The 17,524-nt window shown below is 37.8% G+C and carries 18 protein-coding genes and 1 tRNA gene; 10 read left to right on the forward strand and 9 right to left on the reverse strand.

The window, feature by feature from the left end:
- Positions 1-6 precede the first annotated feature (6 nt).
- Positions 7-80 (reverse strand) — tRNA-Arg (locus AA637_RS04970).
- Between the two features lie 169 nt (positions 81-249).
- Here AA637_RS04970 and ispF point away from each other — a divergent pair.
- Both ispF and ruvA read left to right on the forward strand, forming a co-directional pair.
- Entirely contained in the window at positions 250-732 is a 483-nt protein-coding gene (ispF, locus tag AA637_RS04975) for a 2-C-methyl-D-erythritol 2,4-cyclodiphosphate synthase (RefSeq protein ID WP_446684142.1), read from the forward strand.
- Positions 725-1,369, forward strand: coding sequence for a Holliday junction branch migration protein RuvA (gene ruvA / locus AA637_RS04980; protein ID WP_446684143.1), 645 nt, complete (start codon positions 725-727; stop codon positions 1,367-1,369). The genes ispF and ruvA overlap by 8 nt, the downstream gene beginning before the upstream one ends.
- Positions 1,370-1,417: 48 nt before the next feature.
- On the opposite strand, the gene AA637_RS04985 is transcribed toward ruvA, so the two are convergent.
- The 6 genes from AA637_RS04985 to AA637_RS05010 all read right to left on the reverse strand — a co-directional run bounded on the left by AA637_RS04985 (position 1,418) and on the right by AA637_RS05010 (position 7,529).
- Complete coding sequence (locus AA637_RS04985; RefSeq protein WP_446684144.1) at positions 1,418-2,992, reverse strand: S8 family serine peptidase; 1,575 nt, start codon at positions 2,990-2,992, stop codon at positions 1,418-1,420.
- Between the two features lie 181 nt (positions 2,993-3,173).
- Positions 3,174-3,788 (reverse strand): ATP-dependent Clp endopeptidase proteolytic subunit ClpP, encoded by a 615-nt coding sequence (gene clpP / locus AA637_RS04990; RefSeq protein ID WP_255365556.1) that lies wholly within the window; start codon positions 3,786-3,788, stop codon positions 3,174-3,176.
- Between the two features lie 70 nt (positions 3,789-3,858).
- Entirely contained in the window at positions 3,859-5,373 is a 1,515-nt protein-coding gene (locus tag AA637_RS04995; RefSeq protein WP_446684145.1) for a bifunctional pantoate--beta-alanine ligase/(d)CMP kinase, read from the reverse strand.
- Positions 5,374-5,548: 175 nt separating this feature from the next.
- Positions 5,549-6,463 (reverse strand): Npun_R2821/Npun_R2822 family protein, encoded by a 915-nt coding sequence (locus AA637_RS05000; RefSeq protein ID WP_446684146.1) that lies wholly within the window; start codon positions 6,461-6,463, stop codon positions 5,549-5,551.
- 285 nt (positions 6,464-6,748) lie between these two features.
- Positions 6,749-7,015 (reverse strand): TM2 domain-containing protein, encoded by a 267-nt coding sequence (locus AA637_RS05005; protein ID WP_446684147.1) that lies wholly within the window; start codon positions 7,013-7,015, stop codon positions 6,749-6,751.
- 28 nt (positions 7,016-7,043) lie between these two features.
- Entirely contained in the window at positions 7,044-7,529 is a 486-nt protein-coding gene (locus tag AA637_RS05010) for a DUF2752 domain-containing protein (protein ID WP_446684148.1), read from the reverse strand.
- A 443-nt stretch (positions 7,530-7,972) separates the two neighbouring features.
- Between AA637_RS05010 and AA637_RS05015 the strand changes: the two genes are divergently transcribed.
- The 7 genes from AA637_RS05015 (at position 7,973) to AA637_RS05045 (ending at position 13,425) form a co-directional block, all read left to right on the forward strand.
- Complete coding sequence (locus AA637_RS05015; RefSeq protein WP_446684149.1) at positions 7,973-8,569, forward strand: hypothetical protein; 597 nt, start codon at positions 7,973-7,975, stop codon at positions 8,567-8,569.
- Between the two features lie 188 nt (positions 8,570-8,757).
- Positions 8,758-9,144: a hypothetical protein gene (locus AA637_RS05020; protein ID WP_069791417.1), complete on the forward strand. Its 387-nt coding sequence runs from the start codon at positions 8,758-8,760 to the stop codon at positions 9,142-9,144.
- Positions 9,145-9,327: 183 nt separating this feature from the next.
- The gene (locus AA637_RS05025) at positions 9,328-10,509 is read left to right on the forward strand and encodes a response regulator (RefSeq protein ID WP_446684150.1); all 1,182 of its coding nucleotides are present in this window, start codon (positions 9,328-9,330) and stop codon (positions 10,507-10,509) included.
- A 103-nt stretch (positions 10,510-10,612) separates the two neighbouring features.
- Positions 10,613-10,975, forward strand: a complete 363-nt coding sequence (locus AA637_RS05030) for a response regulator transcription factor (RefSeq protein ID WP_069791419.1) — start codon at positions 10,613-10,615, stop codon at positions 10,973-10,975.
- Between the two features lie 70 nt (positions 10,976-11,045).
- Complete coding sequence (locus AA637_RS05035; protein WP_446684151.1) at positions 11,046-11,585, forward strand: chemotaxis protein CheW; 540 nt, start codon at positions 11,046-11,048, stop codon at positions 11,583-11,585.
- A complete protein-coding gene (locus AA637_RS05040) occupies positions 11,586-12,431 on the forward strand; it encodes a prephenate/arogenate dehydrogenase (protein WP_446684152.1) in 846 nt (281 codons plus the stop codon).
- 236 nt (positions 12,432-12,667) lie between these two features.
- Positions 12,668-13,425, forward strand: a protein-coding gene (locus AA637_RS05045; protein WP_446684519.1) for an IS5 family transposase whose coding sequence is annotated in 2 segments (ribosomal slippage) — positions 12,668-13,007 and positions 13,007-13,425 — 759 coding nt in all. Because the reading frame shifts where the segments join, the coding sequence is not laid out codon by codon here.
- A 28-nt stretch (positions 13,426-13,453) separates the two neighbouring features.
- Here the strand turns inward: AA637_RS05045 and AA637_RS05050 are convergent.
- Complete coding sequence (locus tag AA637_RS05050) at positions 13,454-14,572, reverse strand: ABC transporter permease (protein ID WP_446684153.1); 1,119 nt, start codon at positions 14,570-14,572, stop codon at positions 13,454-13,456.
- Between the two features lie 279 nt (positions 14,573-14,851).
- Between AA637_RS05050 and mscL the strand changes: the two genes are divergently transcribed.
- Positions 14,852-15,322, forward strand: a complete 471-nt coding sequence (gene mscL / locus AA637_RS05055; RefSeq protein ID WP_446684154.1) for a large conductance mechanosensitive channel protein MscL — start codon at positions 14,852-14,854, stop codon at positions 15,320-15,322.
- A gap of 105 nt (positions 15,323-15,427) precedes the next feature.
- Here mscL and dxs read toward each other — a convergent pair whose 3' ends face one another.
- Positions 15,428-17,347, reverse strand: a complete 1,920-nt coding sequence (gene dxs, locus AA637_RS05060) for a 1-deoxy-D-xylulose-5-phosphate synthase (RefSeq protein ID WP_446684155.1) — start codon at positions 17,345-17,347, stop codon at positions 15,428-15,430.
- Between the last annotated feature and the right edge of the window lie 177 nt (positions 17,348-17,524).

The following is a 17,524-nucleotide window of genomic DNA, read 5'->3' on the forward strand; positions in this document are numbered from 1 at the left end:
ATGATACGGGACTGGGCGGAATCGAACCACCGGCCCAGTGCTTAGGAGGCACTTGCTCTATCCTACTGAGCTACAGCCCCAACTCTTAACATATTTTAACATAATATAAACCTGAAATCTATACCGCTATCCATTTCACACTCATTTATTGTGTTTTTTCCTGCAACCAAAGCTCTTTTTCATTACGCCTTGCACATTACTTTTATAATAGGAGGGGTAAAAAAATAAAGGGAAACCATAGAAATATAAATGATTAGAATTGGTAACGGCTATGATTTACATCGTTTAGTAGAGGGAAGAAAATTAATTCTTGGGGGAGTAAAAATTGAGCATTCTGTAGGACTTTTGGGCCATAGTGATGCGGACGTTTTAACCCATTCTATTATGGATGCTTTGTTGGGGGCTTTGAGTTTGGGTGATATTGGTCATTATTTTCCTCCTACTGATCCTCAGTGGGCTGGGGCAGATAGTATTAAGTTGTTGAAGGAAGTTTATAAGTTAGTAGGCGATCGGGGATGGTATGTGGTTAATATGGATAATGTTATTGTGGCGGAACGTCCTAAGTTAAAGCCCCATTTACCTGCTATGATTGACAGTTTAGCACGGGCTATGGACATTAACCCTGACCAAATTAGTATTAAGGCAACCACTAATGAGAAGTTGGACGCCATTGGTAGGGAGGAAGCTATATGTGCTTATACGGTTGTTTTATTAGAGTCTGTTAATGATTAATTATCTTCGGGGTGATGTAGTTTATATCCTCAGAACCCATAATAAGCGCATTATGTTGGTGTTGGAGCTTAATAATATTGGTTATGAAATTCAAATTTTTTCCCGATTTGCTCGGGAGATTGAGGAGAATGAGAATAAGAGGTTACAGGTTTTTACTCATTTGCAGATTCGGGATGATCAACAAATTTTGTATGGTTTTATGTCGGCGGCGCAACGGGATTTATTTCGCCAGTTGATTGGGGTTTCTGGTATTGGGGTTCAAAGCGCGATCGCCCTTATTGATACTTTAGGTTTAGAAGATTTGGTTCAAGCCATCGTTACGGGAAATGTCCGTATGTTATCCAAAACTCCGGGGGTAGGACAAAAAACAGCGGAAAGAATCGCCCTTGAGTTGAAAACAAAACTTTCTCAGTGGCGCATTGAAGCGGGAATTAACGTCAATCAAGAAAGGGTTTCTCCTCCTTCTGACATTTTGGCAGATTTAGAAATGACTCTCCTTGCCCTGGGTTATACCAAGGATGAAATTCAACAGGCAATCTCCGTCATTAGTCAGGATACCATTTTGCTTAAAAACCCCATGGTTGAGGAATGGATTAGAAGTGCGATCGCCTATTTATCCGCAGATATTAGTAATTAGGGGCTACTAACAAAGTGGAATTAATTGAGAGGGTAGGACATCGGAAAACTATTCTCCGACAGTGTGCCAAGCGAGGGCATAATCTTGGCTTGGTTGGTTAACCTGATTTTTGAAATGTACTTTAATTTGATATTGATCAGTTTTGGGAATGGGGCAGAAGATATGTTCTACACTGTCAACTTGGCTAACAGAGGAACAAATTACCTGATCATTTTCTGATACCAAATATAAATTTAAATCATTTAACCCCTTATCTATAAACACTTCTCCCATATCGTATATTTGATTATTGTTATAATCTCTCAATTGTACAAGGCGATTCCATGTGAGGGTTATAGCCACAAAACTCCCTGCCCTCAAAGGTTTTTCGAGATTATAATGATGATGATGGTTTACCTTTATGGAACTATAGCTCCAACCCATGGCGGGTACTGATTCTTCAGGCTTCCATTGCCCCGCTATTAATTGTTGATAAGCCCGATAAACGTTTAAATGCCCTGTACCCATTTCCATACTCATGGGAATAGCTGGATTTTGGTAGGCACTGGTTTGTAACCATGTTTGATTCTTTTGAGTTAAAACGGTGCGAGACATTCCCAAAAAATCACCGTTGCCATAGTCCTCTATCTTATCGGCGGAGTTGAGCAAAATTGCTTTCATCACTTCTTGGCGACGATAATCTAAGCTCCAATTATCAAAATTTCGGCCATAAATGCGATCGCCTCCTTCCTGTAAAAGTGCGATCGCCCCTGTGATATGAGGGGCGGCAAAACTCGTCCCCTGAATGTTTTGTAATTGACCTTCAATGTTGTAGGCTTGAATATTATTCCCCGGCGCCAGTAAAGAAACCCCTCTCCTACCTCCCACATTAACTTCTCTCTTTATCAATTCGCTCCCCATCTCATCACTACTAGATACACTGAGATTAGCAAAATCAACTTTACGAAAAACCCCATCTAATTTCATGGTGTAAGCTGTAGTAATACCATTGTAATGATCTGTGGGAATAGGGATGCCCCCTTTGCCCTGATTTCCTGCCACCACATATAAAACATTATGAACCCTTGCAGACCAATCCAAACATTGGGTAAATAATGCGTTACCATCTAATTGGGGTAATGGGCGATCGTCTCTCAATAACGACTCTCCAAAGCTTAAATTAATAGCTCTAACATCATGATTATTTTGCAAAGCAATATGTTGAGTTGTTAAACATTCCTCTGGTTGTGCATTTCTTCGTACAAAACCAATAGCCCCAGAATAAAGATGGGCAGACGGTGCCACCCCAGAAAAAGCCTTTTCGTTACCCACCATAATAGATGCCACCATGGCCGCATGATCATCAATGTATTGATTAGGCATCGCAACCATATTACGATAAAACAAACGAACAAGGGGTAAATTACGGTGAAAAGGGGGTAATTTATCAAGTCCAAATTGCATGGGGCGTCCAATTTCTACCTGCCCGATAGCGATTTTTCTTCCCCTCAAGTCGTAGGGTGGTTGATGAAGTCTTGTAGCGTTAATACCTACCTCTGATAAGGATTGATGTAATGCCCTAACAGGAAAACAAAACAAAGGGGGAACAATTCCCCATATCAAGGCTATCAGGATTCGCTTCATTAAGTTTTTAAAGGGTTAATAAGAAAAATTTGACAAAATACATTCCATCAAAGATTGATTGTAATGGTTATTTTTAAGAATGTCTATACTATCAGAGCGACTAAGAAAATAAAGAATAAATATTATTACAGGGACGCGTATTACGTCCCTGACTTTATACTAAAAAAAGCAATTTTATAAATTACGCTTGTTTGGGTACACGGGTAACAACTCTATCAATGAGTCCATAATTTACTGCTTCCTCGGCGGACATGAAGAAGTCTCTTTCGGTATCTTCTTCCATTTTTTCGAGGGGCTGTCCTGTATGGTTAGCCATATAATGGTTAAGTTGTTTTTTTAGATATAAAATCTCTTTGGCTTGAATTTCAATGTCCGTAGCCTGTCCTTGAGCGCCCCCTAGGGGTTGGTGAATCATGATACGAGAATTGGGCAAACTCATTCTTTTTCCTTTTGCCCCTGCACTGAGGAGAAAAGCCCCCATACTGGCGGCTAAACCCACACAGATGGTACATACATCGGGCTTAACTTGGTTCATGGTATCAAAAATACCTAATCCTGCGGATACTGAGCCACCAGGGGAATTAATATATAGATAGATGTCTTTTTCTGGATCTTCTGCTTCTAATAGTAGTAGTTGTGCAACGAGGGAGTTTGCTAGTTCGTCGGTTACTTGTTGTCCTAAAAATACGATTCTTTCTCTCAATAGACGAGAATAAATATCAAAGGCGCGTTCTCCTCTACCGGAGGTTTCTATTACGGTTGGTACCATGGAGTTTTCTTTTTTGTTTTTGTGTATTCTTGTTATTTCTGATTGTGACACAGATGTTAGCAATTGATAATTGGCAATGGATAATTGATAATGAAAATTAGGGAGAAATGAGTTGTTTTATTTGTTCGGTTACTTCGGGAATGGTAAGGTTATCGGTATTAATGACGATCGCATCGGGCGCTTGTTGTAAGGGGGCTAGTTCACGGGTACTATCTAATAAATCCCTTTGGGCGATGTCTTTTTCTAGTTGTGGAAGATCGATATTTTTTTCCCCCTGTTGTTGGAGATCGTGCGATCGCCTGATCGCCCTCGCCCTCACCGAAGCGGTGAGAAATATTTTTAAATCCGCATGGGGAAATACATTTGTTCCGATGTCTCTTCCTTCCGCAACGATGCCCCCCTGTTGTCCATAGGCTTGTTGCAGTTTCACTAATTTATCTCTCACGGCTTTTTGGGAGGCAATTTGAGAGACATTTTTCGTCACGGCAGGGGTACGGATGGCGGTAGTAACGTCCTGCTGATTAACTTTTACCACAACAGGTAGTTTTAAATCATCATGGGGAAATAACTCTATGTTTGCTTTTGCCACCTCAAGGGCGATCGCCTCTGTGTCCTCCAGGGCTATTTTCTTGTCCATTATCAGCCATGTAATGGCACGATACATGGCCCCCGTGTCGAGGTACAATAAGCCCAACTCTTGGGCTATTTTTCGGCTAATGGTGGACTTTCCAGCCCCCGCAGGACCATCAATGGCAATAATAGGTTTTTTTACTTTTAACATTAAATTATCAATTAAACGGGTAGTACCACAATAAGCGGCGATCGCCATTAATCCTTTGTCCTCAATAGTTTCCAAAGGCTCAAGATTAACAGGATCAACAATTTCCAAATATTGTACCTTGATTGTCGGAACTTGTTCCAACTCCCTCATCGCCTTACTAATTAACCCCTTAACTTGTCTTTCCCCCGCCAAAAAAGCCACATTAGCAGTCTTTAAACTGCCATATAACACCTTCGCTTTATCCTTTTCTTTAGGAGTTAAATATTGATTTCTTGAACTCATGGCCAACCCCGAATCCTCCCTAATGATAGGGCAAGATTCTATTTTTACAGGGATAAATAAATCATTAACCATACGCCGAATTATCGCCACTTGTTGCGCATCCTTTCGCCCAAAAAATGCCACATCAGGCTGCACCAAATTAATTAACTTAGTGACAATGGTAGCTACTCCCTGAAAATGTCCCTCTCTATATCTCCCACACAATCTCGACATCATGAACACAGGAGGATTAACAAAAGTGGTATTTCTTTCTAGGGTTTTCATATCCACTTCAGAAGGAATAAATAAAACATCAACCCCCAAATAGCGACATATTTGCTCATCTTTTGCCAACTGTCGAGGATACTTATCTAAATCTTCATTTACCCCAAACTGCAAAGGATTGACAAAAATACTTACCACCACAAAATCAGTAGATAGTCTTGCCCGTTTAATCAAACTTTCATGACCATTATGTAATGCTCCCATGGTTGGCACAAAGCCGACTTTTTTTTGATTAACCGCCGCTAATATTTTTCTTAATTCTGGTATATCACAAACTATATACATGAAATATATTTTTTATTATTAAAACTGTAGCTTAAGTAAGTAGGCATAATTAAATCTATTTAGGCAAGGGGTTTAAAACTCTTGTTCATAAGAGTCTTAATAAATGTTTTTCTTTATAAGAAACTCCATTAATTCACAAAATTTAGCTAATATTTTAATCACTCTTATGATATGGTCAAGGGCGATCGCCCTTAAGGATACTTTTTGCTTTATTTTTTAATCCCTGCCAATAATCTTTTTTCCGAGTTTCCACAGAAACAGGTGTTTCTTCCCCTAAATAACGATAGTGTTTCCATAACTCATAATATGGGCCTCCAGACTTTAAAGGAACCCCCGCCCAGTGAACATATTTCAAGGGTTTTTCCCCGTCATAGAGTATCTTATCTTTCTGCTCAAAATGAGGAGAACCAGCCCAATTTCCAGGCTCATTATCACTTAGTTTAACCAAATTCAACCTTTTTTTAGTGCTTTTTAAAATTAAGTAATTTAAAATAGGTTGGTCTGTAGTTTTTTGAGAAAAATCAAAATATTCTCGGTGATTAGAACATTCTGTCAGTAGTTCATACAACTTATCTTCCGTAAAAATTCCTTTTTTAGAAGCCCAAAAGCCACTATTAAATACATCTTCTAATTGTTGAGATGAAAAGATATTCTTTTCGAGTACTGTAGAGGAAAATATATCATCTAATTTTCTACCTTTAAAATGATAGTCACAGTTTAAAAAATCATACTCTTGTAAATACTTTAAATTATCAATAATTTTTTCAAAAACAATAATATCAGTATCAATATATAAAAATTCATCTAAAGGACCAAACCACTGCACAAGTTTACGCATCTTATTTGGCAATGCCAGAAAATCTCGATCAAAAATATTGGCAATTTTGTCAGTAAAGTTATTGATAAAATCTAAATCTGGAAATAATTTAACTCCATGTTTTTCTGATAAGCATTTAGCTACTTCTTGGTAATTATCATCAAAAGGAATCAAAAAAATATTAGTTTCTTCGTCATATAATCTAATACTATTAAGTAAAGCTATACTATTATCAATTACCTTGTCGTTAGCTACAATATAAATTCCTTTCATATAAACCTACACAAATTATTAGAATACTTAATAATGGATTAATTCTATTATTAATTTTCCCATGAAAAAAAGACCCCAGTAATTAGCTGAGGTAGATTTTTACTTATTTTTATTCTTCAATAGAAAATATAAAACTAAGCATATTTGGACGGGTAAAAGCACAATATAAGACTTAATAAAAGGATAGGAAATATCTAAACTAGAAAAAAATATTAGATAACTACCGCCACTAATAAAAAGAAAAAGTTTTGCGCTAATGTTATTAATTTTTAAACTTTTCATGAATTAAAACCAAGGTTGTTTACCGTTGAGGTACATGTTATAAAATTCTTTGTCAGTCTTCATTAAATAAATTACCCCCTCCACAATGCCGATAATTCCTGTTATGGCAGCACCAAAACCACAGGTAAGAACACTGACTAAGAGTAGGATTATTCCCTCTTGATTATAGCCAAGGATAAATTTGTGTATTCCAAAAGAACCAAGCAGAATACCACAAATACCTGCTGCCATTTTTTTACTTTGAGCTTCTGAAGCATTAAATTCAGTCATTTTTTTGATTCCTAATACTGATGAGATTCTAGTATGATTTGTAAAGAAGATTTGCTAGAGGAGATGAAAAAAAACTTTCTGTTAATTCTCCTGTACTGTAAAGAAAGATAAGTTTACTCAAATAATAAACCAAAATTAAAGACAAAATCAAGTATTGTAACTTTTTATTTTGTACTAATTTTATATACTGTGCTTTAATTTGTTTTTTTCTTAAAATTTCTAATAGTAAGTGAACTGAAGAAATAATAAAAATAATAAATAATAAAGGTCCAAATAAATGATAATAGAATGATTCACCAATCCTACCGTGAGCCATGGCTAAAAAAGATCTTGTCAATCCACATCCGGGGCAAGGAATACCTGTAAAGGCTAAAATAATACAAGAAAACGGAGATTGTTGTTCTGTAACTTTGAGGAAATATGAGGCAATAATAGGAGAACTTAATATTAAGATACTGAGAGATCGCCCATAAAGACCATACTTAGAAATTGGAATTGTAGTAAAACGAAACATTAAAATTAATTGAAAATTATTTACGGCATTTATATTTTAAGTTCTAGGCAACATTTTAACGACTCAATGATTAAGTAATGATTAAAAATTAATAAAAGATTTTACCCCATCAAAGTAACAACAATTTATTACTTAAAAGCTCAATAATACCTGAAGCCGTGAACACAAGATCTCTTTTTGCATATTCTAAAGATTTTGAGAGGTACTGAATTAGGATATAGCTTAGGATGGAAAAAGTGTTAGAGAAAACGAATTTATTTTAAATCAATAGGAAATCTGAACATCTTTAAATAAATATTAGATAGTTGATTCATGATTGAATCGAACACGTAAGTATTTCTAGTCATAATGAACCTTTAACATGTTTTCTTTGTCTGTAGGGGTGATGCTACTAAAGATAATAAAGAAATTGTTGGTAGCAGTGTTGTAAGTAAAAATTGAGAATGTATAAACTAAATATCAATAACAAAGGAAAAATGGCGATCGCCCTTGTGTCTTTAACAGGATTAGCCTTCGTCAGTAACAATGCTGTATCTCAGCATTTAGCCAGAGTTTTCGATAATGTAGCAATTTCCTCCGCTCAAGCCCAGACATCCCCATCTCCTACACCCCAAGAACAACCTGATATTGTTCCTCTCGATCTACTTTTGCAACAATCTGGAGCGAATAGTATTGTAATTGAAGATAATAGAGCTGTTGGTGTCTTTGATGATGGCAGAGAAATTCCCCTTGCTGATGGCACTTATAGAGGTGAAGGAATCATGTTCACCGTAGAAAATATGACCGTCACCAGTTGTGAAGGTTGCGAAGAAGAAGGACAATCCTTATCTGCTGAGTATTGTGTGGGCGGTAGTTGTGACAACCAAACAGAAACAGAGGTAAGACCTCAAGGAGATATTTTTAGTCCCACTTCACCCACTCAAAGCCCCACTAACTCTGCTCCTGTACCTCCTGCCAGTGAGCAACAGAGTCCTATGGATGAACCAGGAATTTCTCCCTCTGTAGAACCTATTAACCCTAACCCTAGCAATCCTTATTAAGGAGATCATAAAAAGTTGTTAGCTTAATCAAATTCTATTCTTTACTTTAAAAACTAGCTCCCTACATTATGGGGAGCTTTTTTATTAGAATAATTTATTCTGCTAACATTTCTTCCTCTTGACAAATCAGGTGATTATTAAATAACATGGGCGAAAAATACTTTTTATAAAAATTAAAATTTTCTGTGATGAATGCTAATCAAATTTTCAAAACATTAGTTCTCTCAACTCCCCTTGTTATTGCATCTATTTTCGTAAGTTTTGGGGAGTCTAGCTCCTCTGTTAAAGCTCAAGAAATCAGATTTAGGAGTAGTGTCGAAAGAAGTGTATTCACCACGCAGGAAAATGCTCCAGTAGAATATCCCAATTTAGAGAAAAACGAATTTGGAGACTACATCATGAATTTTACCGATGAAGAAAGCGATGAAGCGGTAAGGTTATTTGGTTGTGATTGTGTTTCTTCTATCAATGCTGTTAGGAAAATGAGAGGTATGACGACCACCGCCGAAGGCACTCCCCTAAATCCTGATACTAGAATTGCCGCTTGTCCTCATCGACAATTTTTTGGAGTTTAATGGTTGGTTTTAAAGGGAAATTTTATTTAGGCTTGGTAAAATGGTATCCAGTGCCTTTTTTTATTTTAATCAAGGGTTAACAGATAGGGGAGAAGTCCCAGCATTGTGATACCCTAGAAGGTGTGACGAAATAATAAAACCATTATCAAATTCACCTAGAAAGCAACGACTGCCCCAGAGAATATGTCTAACCCAATACCTTTTCGAGAGTTTACGGCTTTAAAACAAGCGGGATTTTTTGAAAATTTAAAACAGCCTCGTTTCAGCGGCCAACTATTATTAACCGGAACTCGTAATAAATGGGTATTTTATCTCTATTTAGGTCGTATTGTCTATGCCACGGGGGGACATCATCCCAATAGAAGATGGCGCCGTAATTTGGTGGCAAATCTACCCCATATTCCTTCTCACATGGGAGCTATTCAAAATGACATTAATCAGTTACAGTTGGATGAGCAGAATAATTGTTGGGAGTATGAGCTTTTATGCTTTTGGGTAGATCAACAAAGGATTACCTTAGAACAGGCGGCGAAAATGATTCGTCAAAATATTATTGAGGTTTTATTTGATGTCACCCAAGCGATGCAGGTTACTTGTGAGCTAAAACCCGATCGCACTTTACCCTTTTCATCTCGTTTGGTGTTAATAGATGCTGAACAGGTTATCACAGAGGCTCAGAAGGCGTGGCACGCATGGCAGTCCGCCAAAATTGCCGATCGCTCCCCAGACATGGCCCCTGTTATCACCCAACCCCAAGAGTTGGAGCAACAAACCAATCCCCAGGTATATCAAACCCTCACTCAATTATTAGATGGACAACAAACTTTGCGGGATTTGTCCGTACGTATGAAACGGGATGTTTTGACGGTGACTCGCTCTTTGTTACCCTACGTACAAAGGGGTTTGGTCAGACTCATCGAAATTGGAGATATTCCAGCCCCTTCTCTGCCTATCCAAAATGATGGAGATGATGATTTATCCGCCAACAGCAACATTACCATTGCTTGTGTGGATGACAGTCCTTTGATTTGTCAAACCATGGAAAAAATTATCACGGGGGCTGGTTATTCCTTTATCGGTATCAATGATGCCCTAAGGGCGATCGCCATTTTACTAGCCAAAAAACCAGACCTCATATTTTTAGACTTGATAATGCCCAACGCTAACGGCTACGAAATCTGTAGTCAACTAAGAAAATTAACCTTCTTCAAACATACCCCTATCGTAATTTTGACAGGAAATGATGGCTTAGTAGATAGAGTGAGGGCGAAAATGGTCGGCTCATCAGATTTTATCGGTAAACCCGTAGATAGAGCCTTAGTATTAGAAACTATTAAAAAACATCTAAAAATCGGGGTATCCTAAGAGAGAGATAGTAATTAGACTATGGAAAAGGAAAAGATTGCTATATCATTGTTATGGTTTGAAGATAAATATTATGATTAATTTATAGAGGTTAATAAGCAATATGGCAAATGTATTAATAGTTGATGACTCGTCCACCGAGAGAAAGATATTAGTAAGTTATTTACAAGAAATTGGCGTTTCTATTACCACCGCAGAAAGTGGAGAAGAAGCCCTCACTAAAATCTCTCAAATTAACCCAGACTTAATCATACTTGATGTGGTTTTACCAGGTAAGAGTGGCTTTGAAATTTGTAGGGAAATAAAATCTAACGATAACACCAACAAAATCCCCATTATTATTTGTTCCACGAAAGGTAGTGAAATGGATAAGTTTTGGGGTATGAAACAGGGGGCAGATGCCTATTTACCCAAACCTGTAAATAAAGACGAATTATTTAGCACTGTAAAAAAATTGACGGCATAAAATATTTTTTTGAGGGAATATGGTGAGAAATTAATTCTCAGCTACCCTCTATATAATTATGGAATCAACCATGGACAATCAATCAAACCTATCCTTTTCTATTAATAAAGACACTACCTCCTCTCAAGCGTCCCAATTTTTAAGATTTGTATTACTACCCGACACTAACTTGATGGTTAGTTTGTCACAAATTGCTGCCGTACTCAAAATTCCCTTTGGAAAAATTGTTCCCGTGCCTGATATGCCTAGTTGGGTGATGGGGGTATATAACTGGCGGGGGGAAATCGTCTGGATGATTGACTTAGGGCAATTATTGGGGTTTACCCCTTGGTATGAGCAATCGGTGACGGCTTCTAATCATAAAGCGGTGGTAATTCACCCTAGTAACCAAAACCTGAAAACTTTAAGCACAGGGGAGTTAGTGGGTTTGGTGGTAAGTGATGTTCAAGATATTGAAATGTGCCATACTGATAACTTACATTCTCCCCCAGCTTCTGCTATCACCCCAGAATTAGCTCCTTTTTTACGGGGATATTGGATTAAGGATAACGGTGAAATTATCGTCACGGTGGATGGAGATTCTATTTTTGCGGCTATGCCTAGGGAGTAAATGAGGGTAGGAATCATCGGTTTAGGTTTGATTGGTGGCTCTTTGGGGCTAGATTTGACGGCGAAAGGGTACGAGGTGATAGGAGTCTCAAGAAACCCTGAAACCTGCTCCAAGGCTCTGAGAAAGGGGGTAGCCAGTACATCGGGAGTAGATTTTAGTTTGCTCAAAGGTTGTGATATGGTAGTCATTGCCACCCCCATAGAGTATATTCTTCCCACCCTTAAAAATTTAGTTCCTTATTTGTCGCCCCATACGGTGGTAACGGATGTAGGCTCGGTAAAGGAGTCTATTGTGGCTTCTGCTCAAGAAATATGGTCAAATTTTGTCGGTAGTCATCCCATGGCGGGTACTGCTAATAGTGGCATTGATGCGGTGGAAAAGGATTTGTTTAAAGATGCGCCCTGTGTTATTACTCCTAATGATAATACCAGTGTAAGGGCGATCGCCCTTGTGGAAAAAATGTGGCTCTCGGTGGGATGCAAAATATTAACCACAACTCCCACCATTCACGATCAAGCGGTGGCTTGGATTTCCCATCTACCTGTGATAATCAGTGCCAATTTGATTTACAGTTGTCTAGGAGAAAAAGACGAAAAAGTAAGAATATTTGCCGAAAAAATAGCTAGTTCAGGTTTTAGAGATACCAGCCGAGTAGGAGGAGGAAACCCAGAATTAGGCTTAATGATGGCAAAAAATAATCAAAAAAATGTCCTTAATAGTCTTAAAGAATATCAAAACAAATTAGATACTATTATTAATAATATAGAATCTAATAACTGGTCAGAAATTGAACAATTGTTAAAGACTACTCAGACGAAAAGAAATGATTTTTTGATTGATAACTAATACTTAACCTCAGTTCGAGATAATAGTTGTAAGTATTATTAGGTTTAAAGTGACTGGTTGTAGGTTTAGAATACAACAAGCCTTTATTAGGCTATCAAGGAACTAAATACCAGATACCTGTCACCTTTACAAGACTATAAATTTTATCCTGAACTAGGGCGTGTCATCAAATAGAAGAGAATAACAGATAAAATAAGGATGATAGTAATTGTGACAAAAGTGAGGATATGGTAGAGATGCGCAGGTATGGTTTGAGAGACGATCAATGGGAAAAAATTAAAGATTTATTACCGGGTCGATTTGGTACAGTGGGAGTCACCGCCAAAGATAATCGACTTTTTGTCGAAGCGGTATTGTACAGGTATCGAGCTGGTATTCCTTGGCGAGATTTACCTAGTCGATTTGGTGATTTTCGAGTGGTTCATACTCGTTTTAGTCGTTGGAATAAAAAAGGTGTCTGGGAAAAGGTTTTTCAAATTTTGGCAGGAGATAGTGACGATGAATATGCCATGATTGATTCAACCATAGTAAGAGCACACCAGCATAGTGCTGGTGCAAAAGGGGGGATAAAAACGAGGAAGCAATAGGTCGAAGTAAAGGAGGTTTAAGTACAAAAATTCATACTACGGTTGACGCATTAGGTAATCCTACAGGTTTTTTCCTCACCGGAGGACAAAAATGTGATTTGGACGGTGCAGATGTTTTACTAAAAGAAATAAAGGCAGATATTTTGTTAGGGGACAAAGGTTATGATGCGGATGAAAGAGTTCTGGAAAAGCTAAAGAAGCAGGATAAAATAGCGGTTATTCCACCAAAAAGAAATAGAAAAGAACAACGAGAATATGATAAGTATTTATATCAAGCAAGACATTTGATTGAGAACTTTTTTGCCCGATTAAAACAATATAGAGCCATAGCCACTAGGTATGATAAACGAAAAATAAATTTTCTTGGTGCTATTTATCTAGCCGCAGTCGTTATATGGCTTAATTGATGACACGCCCTAGAGTTACTCACATTCATTATGATTTATTAATACTACGAGGATCAAGGGCATCCCGTAAACCATCCCCAAGGAGATTAAAAGATAAAACCGTCAAAATAATTAACACCGCAGGGGGAATAATTAACCATGGTTGTAAGACGATGATAGAGGCATTAGACGCAAGGGAAAGTAAGTTACCCCAGCTGGGATCTGGTTGTTGAATCCCTAAGCCAATGAGGCTTAATACCGACTCCGCAACGATAAAGCTAGGAATGGATAGGGTGGCAGAGATGACGATGTAGGTGGCAGTTTGGGGCAGTATATGACGAATGATAATATAAAATGGACCCGCCCCGATCGCCTTTGCTGATTGCACAAATTCCTGCTCTTTAATAGATAATACCTGACCCCTGATTACCCTTGCTAAACCAGACCATCCGATAAAAGAAGTAATCAAAACAATTAATAAAAACCGTTGCGCACTACTCAGGCTTGGGGGTAATACCGCCGCGAGAGCAACTAATAAGTAGATACCTGGTATGGTCATCAAAACCTCTACCAATCGCATCAAAACACTGTCTATCCAGCCACCAAAATAACCCGCAATACCCCCAACAAACATCCCTAAAGGGAAAGAAATAGCAATACCAATTAAGCCAATAAAGAGGCTTATTCTACCCCCAAAAAGGATACGACTGAATTGATCTCTTCCTTGTTCATCGGTGCCTAAAATATTAATTTTACCTTCTCCAATTGTCCCAAATAAACGACGGGTAAAGGTAAATCCTCCAAAAATTTCTCTTTCTTCAAAAGTAGGAGGAAGGGGCAATTTTATTTGTAAAAATTGATAGGGTGTACCCTTGATAAAAAAGCGAATGGGTGATGGGTTTTCCCAATCTACTTCTAAGAGGCGATCGCCAGTATTCAAATCCGTAGGGCCTTGGGTAGTAGGATAAACGTGGGGTGCAACTAATTCCCCTTGCTGATTGCGTAAATAAATTTTGGTGGGAGGTAATAAAGAGCCATCATTTTGCGATGTATAGGGACTATAGGGAGCAATAAAATCTGCAAAAATAACTGCTACATAGAAGATTATTAAAACAACTGCCCCAATTTTTGCCAAAGGATTCTTTTTAAGTTTACGCCACCAATTCATATTTTTTTGTATTATTAAATATTTGTAATTATAAGTTTTTTTACTGTTATGCTGGATAATATTTTTATGTTTTAGGAGTTTTTTAATAAAGCAAGAAAAATATTCTTATATATCGTAAAAACTAATTATTTTAAACAAAAGCAAACATAAAGTTTTTTAGAGCTATGGGTATATTTAATCATAAAAATAAAAATCTTAACAATAATTTTTGCTAAATTGACTCAAAAGTGTTTTATCCTATGGACATAAAAAACATGATAACAAATAGAAAAAATACCCATGACAACAAATAATAAAAAAGGCGCCCTAGGAAAGTTTGTGGCAGATTTTCGTACATTTATCATACGAGGAAATGTCATTGATTTAGCCGTGGCCGTGGTTATCGGTGCAGCCTTTGGACGTATTGTTAATTCTTTGGTGGAAGATGTTATTACCCCCCTAATTCTCAATCCTGCCATTCAAGCGGCAGGGGTAGATAGACTAGAAGAATTAAGTTATGGTGCGGTGAGATATGGACTATTTATTTCTGCGGTGATTAACTTCTTAGTCATTGCTTTTTGTTTATTTCTATTAATTCGCTCTTTTGAATCTCTAAAAAGAAAATTGGAACGGAAACAACAAATTGCAGAAGCGGAAGCAGAGGCAGTGGCAGAAGAAGAAATTAACGCTGAAATTGTAGCTCAAGAAAATCTCATTAAAGCTATTGAGAAATTAACAGACACCATGAATCAAAAAATAAATAATGGGTAATATTTTTGTTTTATGGAAATGAGCAAAGTAAATTAAAGTTTATCTGGTTTGCTTTACTTTAAATGTTGTGGTGGGTATTAATTATCACCCACCATCTAAAACTAACTATTTATTGACAGCCATTTCGGGTTTATCACTAAAAAAAGTATCTAAAACTCTTTCAGCAATTTGAGGACTGGTTAAACCTAAATCCGCAAAAGACTGTGCTGGGGTGGCATGATCTACTAAAATATCAGGTACACCGATACGCTTAACAGGTACATTAATATTATGTTCCATTAATGCTTCGAGTACCGCAGAGCCAAAACCGCCCATTATACAACCTTCTTCGAGGGTGACTACCTTACCAATCTTTTCGGCTAAAGGTATGATTAATTCAGTGTCAAGGGGTTTAACAAAACGGGCATTAATTACCGTTGCTTCTACTCCATGCTCACTTAAAATTTCAGCAGTTTGCATGGCGTTATTAACCATTGAACCATAACCGAGCAACAAAACATCATCCCCATGACGTAAAATTTCCCCTTTGCCGATGGGAATTTCTTCCCAACCTTCTTCGGCTAGAGGTACACCTAAACCATTACCACGGGGGTAACGCATGGCGATCGCACTTTCCTTGTATTTAATACCAGTAACAGTCATTCTCTGTAACTCCGCCTCATCCTTGGGTGCCATAATCACCAAATTAGGAATACAACGGAGATAAGCAATATCATACATTCCTTGGTGAGTAGGACCATCAGCCCCCACAATTCCAGCCCTGTCTAAACAGAAAAACACAGGAATTTTTTGGATACAAACATCATGGATAATCTGATCATAAGCCCTTTGGAGGAAAGTAGAATAAATTACCGCCACAGGAGTCATGTTTTCACAAGCTAAACCAGCGGCCAAGGTGACGGCGTGTTGTTCCGCAATACCCACATCGATATACTGTTTAGGTAACTTCTGCTGTAACTTATCCAAACCCGTACCCGTAGCCATGGCTGCGGTAATACCAATAATTTTAGGATCATTTTCTGCCAAGGTGGTGAGGGTGTGGGCAAAAACCTTAGAATAACTAGGAGGCTTGGGTTTATTAGAAGGAATAGGCTTACCTGTGGTAAGATTAAAAGGACTTTGGGCATGATAACCCACTTGGTCTTTTTCTGCCATAGAATAACCTTTACCCTTGACAGTGACAACGTGGACAAACACAGGGCCTTTTACCTTATGGGCTTTATGGAAAGTATTGAGCAACTCTGTAATATTATGACCATCCACAGGACCAAAATAGGTAAACCCTAATTCCTCAATTACCGCCCCTACCTTGGGCATAGCAAGGCGTTTCATGGCTTCCTTTAGGTTTTTCATTTCAGGAGAAAGATTTTCACCATCGCCAAAGAATGGGAAATGTTTAAATTGCTCCTCAATATTACCAGTTAAAAATTGAATGGGATCTGATAAACGTACCTTGTTAAGATAACGAGAAATAGCCCCCACATTGGGAGAAATCGACATCTCATTATCATTCAACACCACCATTAAATTAGTGTTGGGTAAATGTCCAGCATGGTTAATGGCTTCTAGTGCCATCCCCCCTGTCAAAGCACCATCACCGATGATGGATACAACTTTAAAATTTTCCCCTTTAGCATCCCTCGCCAAAGCCATTCCTAACCCTGCGGAGATACTCGTGGATGCGTGTCCAGCACCGAAATGATCAAATTTGTTCTCCGAACGTTTTAGATACCCTGCAATGCCATTTTTTTGACGGAGGGTATGAAAATCATGGTAGCGTCCTGTTAACATTTTGTGGGGGTAGGCTTGGTGTCCTACATCCCAGATTACTTTATCTTGTTCTAAATCTAGGCTATTGTAAAGAGCGATGGTAAGTTCTACAACTCCAAGTCCAGGGCCTAAATGTCCTCCTGTAGCGGCAATGGTTTCTAAATGCTTCTCTCGTATTTGTTGGGCAATATCTTCTAATTGACGTATGGATAAACCATGTAATTGATTTGGGTGAGTAAGTTCGCTTATATGCATTATATTTTGATTCCCCTATTTTTTCTATCTGCCTTTACTATCTCAGATTAATAGTCCTTTTCTTTATTTTGTCTTAATTTTTGTAATTCTGCTTAAAAATAGACGATTAACAATGTAGTAGAACTTACTCATTTACAAAGAAAGAGTAATATGCATTCTTGATTGGTTGACAATGAT

It is taken from the genome of Cyanobacterium sp. HL-69, from assembly GCA_002813895.1.
Taxonomy (GTDB): domain Bacteria; phylum Cyanobacteriota; class Cyanobacteriia; order Cyanobacteriales; family Cyanobacteriaceae; genus Cyanobacterium.

Excerpts from the sequence above, each read along its gene's own strand:
- ispF (WP_446684142.1), top strand. The coding sequence starts at position 250 with ATGATTAGAATTGGTAACGGCTATGATTTACATCGTTTAGTAGAGGGA.
- ruvA (WP_446684143.1), top strand. The coding sequence starts at position 725 with ATGATTAATTATCTTCGGGGTGATGTAGTTTATATCCTCAGAACCCAT.
- AA637_RS04985 (WP_446684144.1), bottom strand. The coding sequence starts at position 2,992 with ATGAAGCGAATCCTGATAGCCTTGATATGGGGAATTGTTCCCCCTTTG.
- AA637_RS04995 (WP_446684145.1), bottom strand. The coding sequence starts at position 5,373 with ATGTATATAGTTTGTGATATACCAGAATTAAGAAAAATATTAGCGGCG.
- AA637_RS05000 (WP_446684146.1), bottom strand. The coding sequence starts at position 6,463 with ATGAAAGGAATTTATATTGTAGCTAACGACAAGGTAATTGATAATAGT.
- AA637_RS05005 (WP_446684147.1), bottom strand. The coding sequence starts at position 7,015 with ATGACTGAATTTAATGCTTCAGAAGCTCAAAGTAAAAAAATGGCAGCA.
- AA637_RS05010 (WP_446684148.1), bottom strand. The coding sequence starts at position 7,529 with ATGTTTCGTTTTACTACAATTCCAATTTCTAAGTATGGTCTTTATGGG.
- AA637_RS05015 (WP_446684149.1), top strand. The coding sequence starts at position 7,973 with ATGTATAAACTAAATATCAATAACAAAGGAAAAATGGCGATCGCCCTT.
- AA637_RS05020 (WP_069791417.1), top strand. The coding sequence starts at position 8,758 with ATGAATGCTAATCAAATTTTCAAAACATTAGTTCTCTCAACTCCCCTT.
- AA637_RS05025 (WP_446684150.1), top strand. The coding sequence starts at position 9,328 with ATGTCTAACCCAATACCTTTTCGAGAGTTTACGGCTTTAAAACAAGCG.
- AA637_RS05030 (WP_069791419.1), top strand. The coding sequence starts at position 10,613 with ATGGCAAATGTATTAATAGTTGATGACTCGTCCACCGAGAGAAAGATA.
- AA637_RS05035 (WP_446684151.1), top strand. The coding sequence starts at position 11,046 with ATGGACAATCAATCAAACCTATCCTTTTCTATTAATAAAGACACTACC.
- AA637_RS05040 (WP_446684152.1), top strand. The coding sequence starts at position 11,586 with ATGAGGGTAGGAATCATCGGTTTAGGTTTGATTGGTGGCTCTTTGGGG.
- AA637_RS05050 (WP_446684153.1), bottom strand. The coding sequence starts at position 14,572 with ATGAATTGGTGGCGTAAACTTAAAAAGAATCCTTTGGCAAAAATTGGG.
- mscL (WP_446684154.1), top strand. The coding sequence starts at position 14,852 with ATGACAACAAATAATAAAAAAGGCGCCCTAGGAAAGTTTGTGGCAGAT.
- dxs (WP_446684155.1), bottom strand. The coding sequence starts at position 17,347 with ATGCATATAAGCGAACTTACTCACCCAAATCAATTACATGGTTTATCC.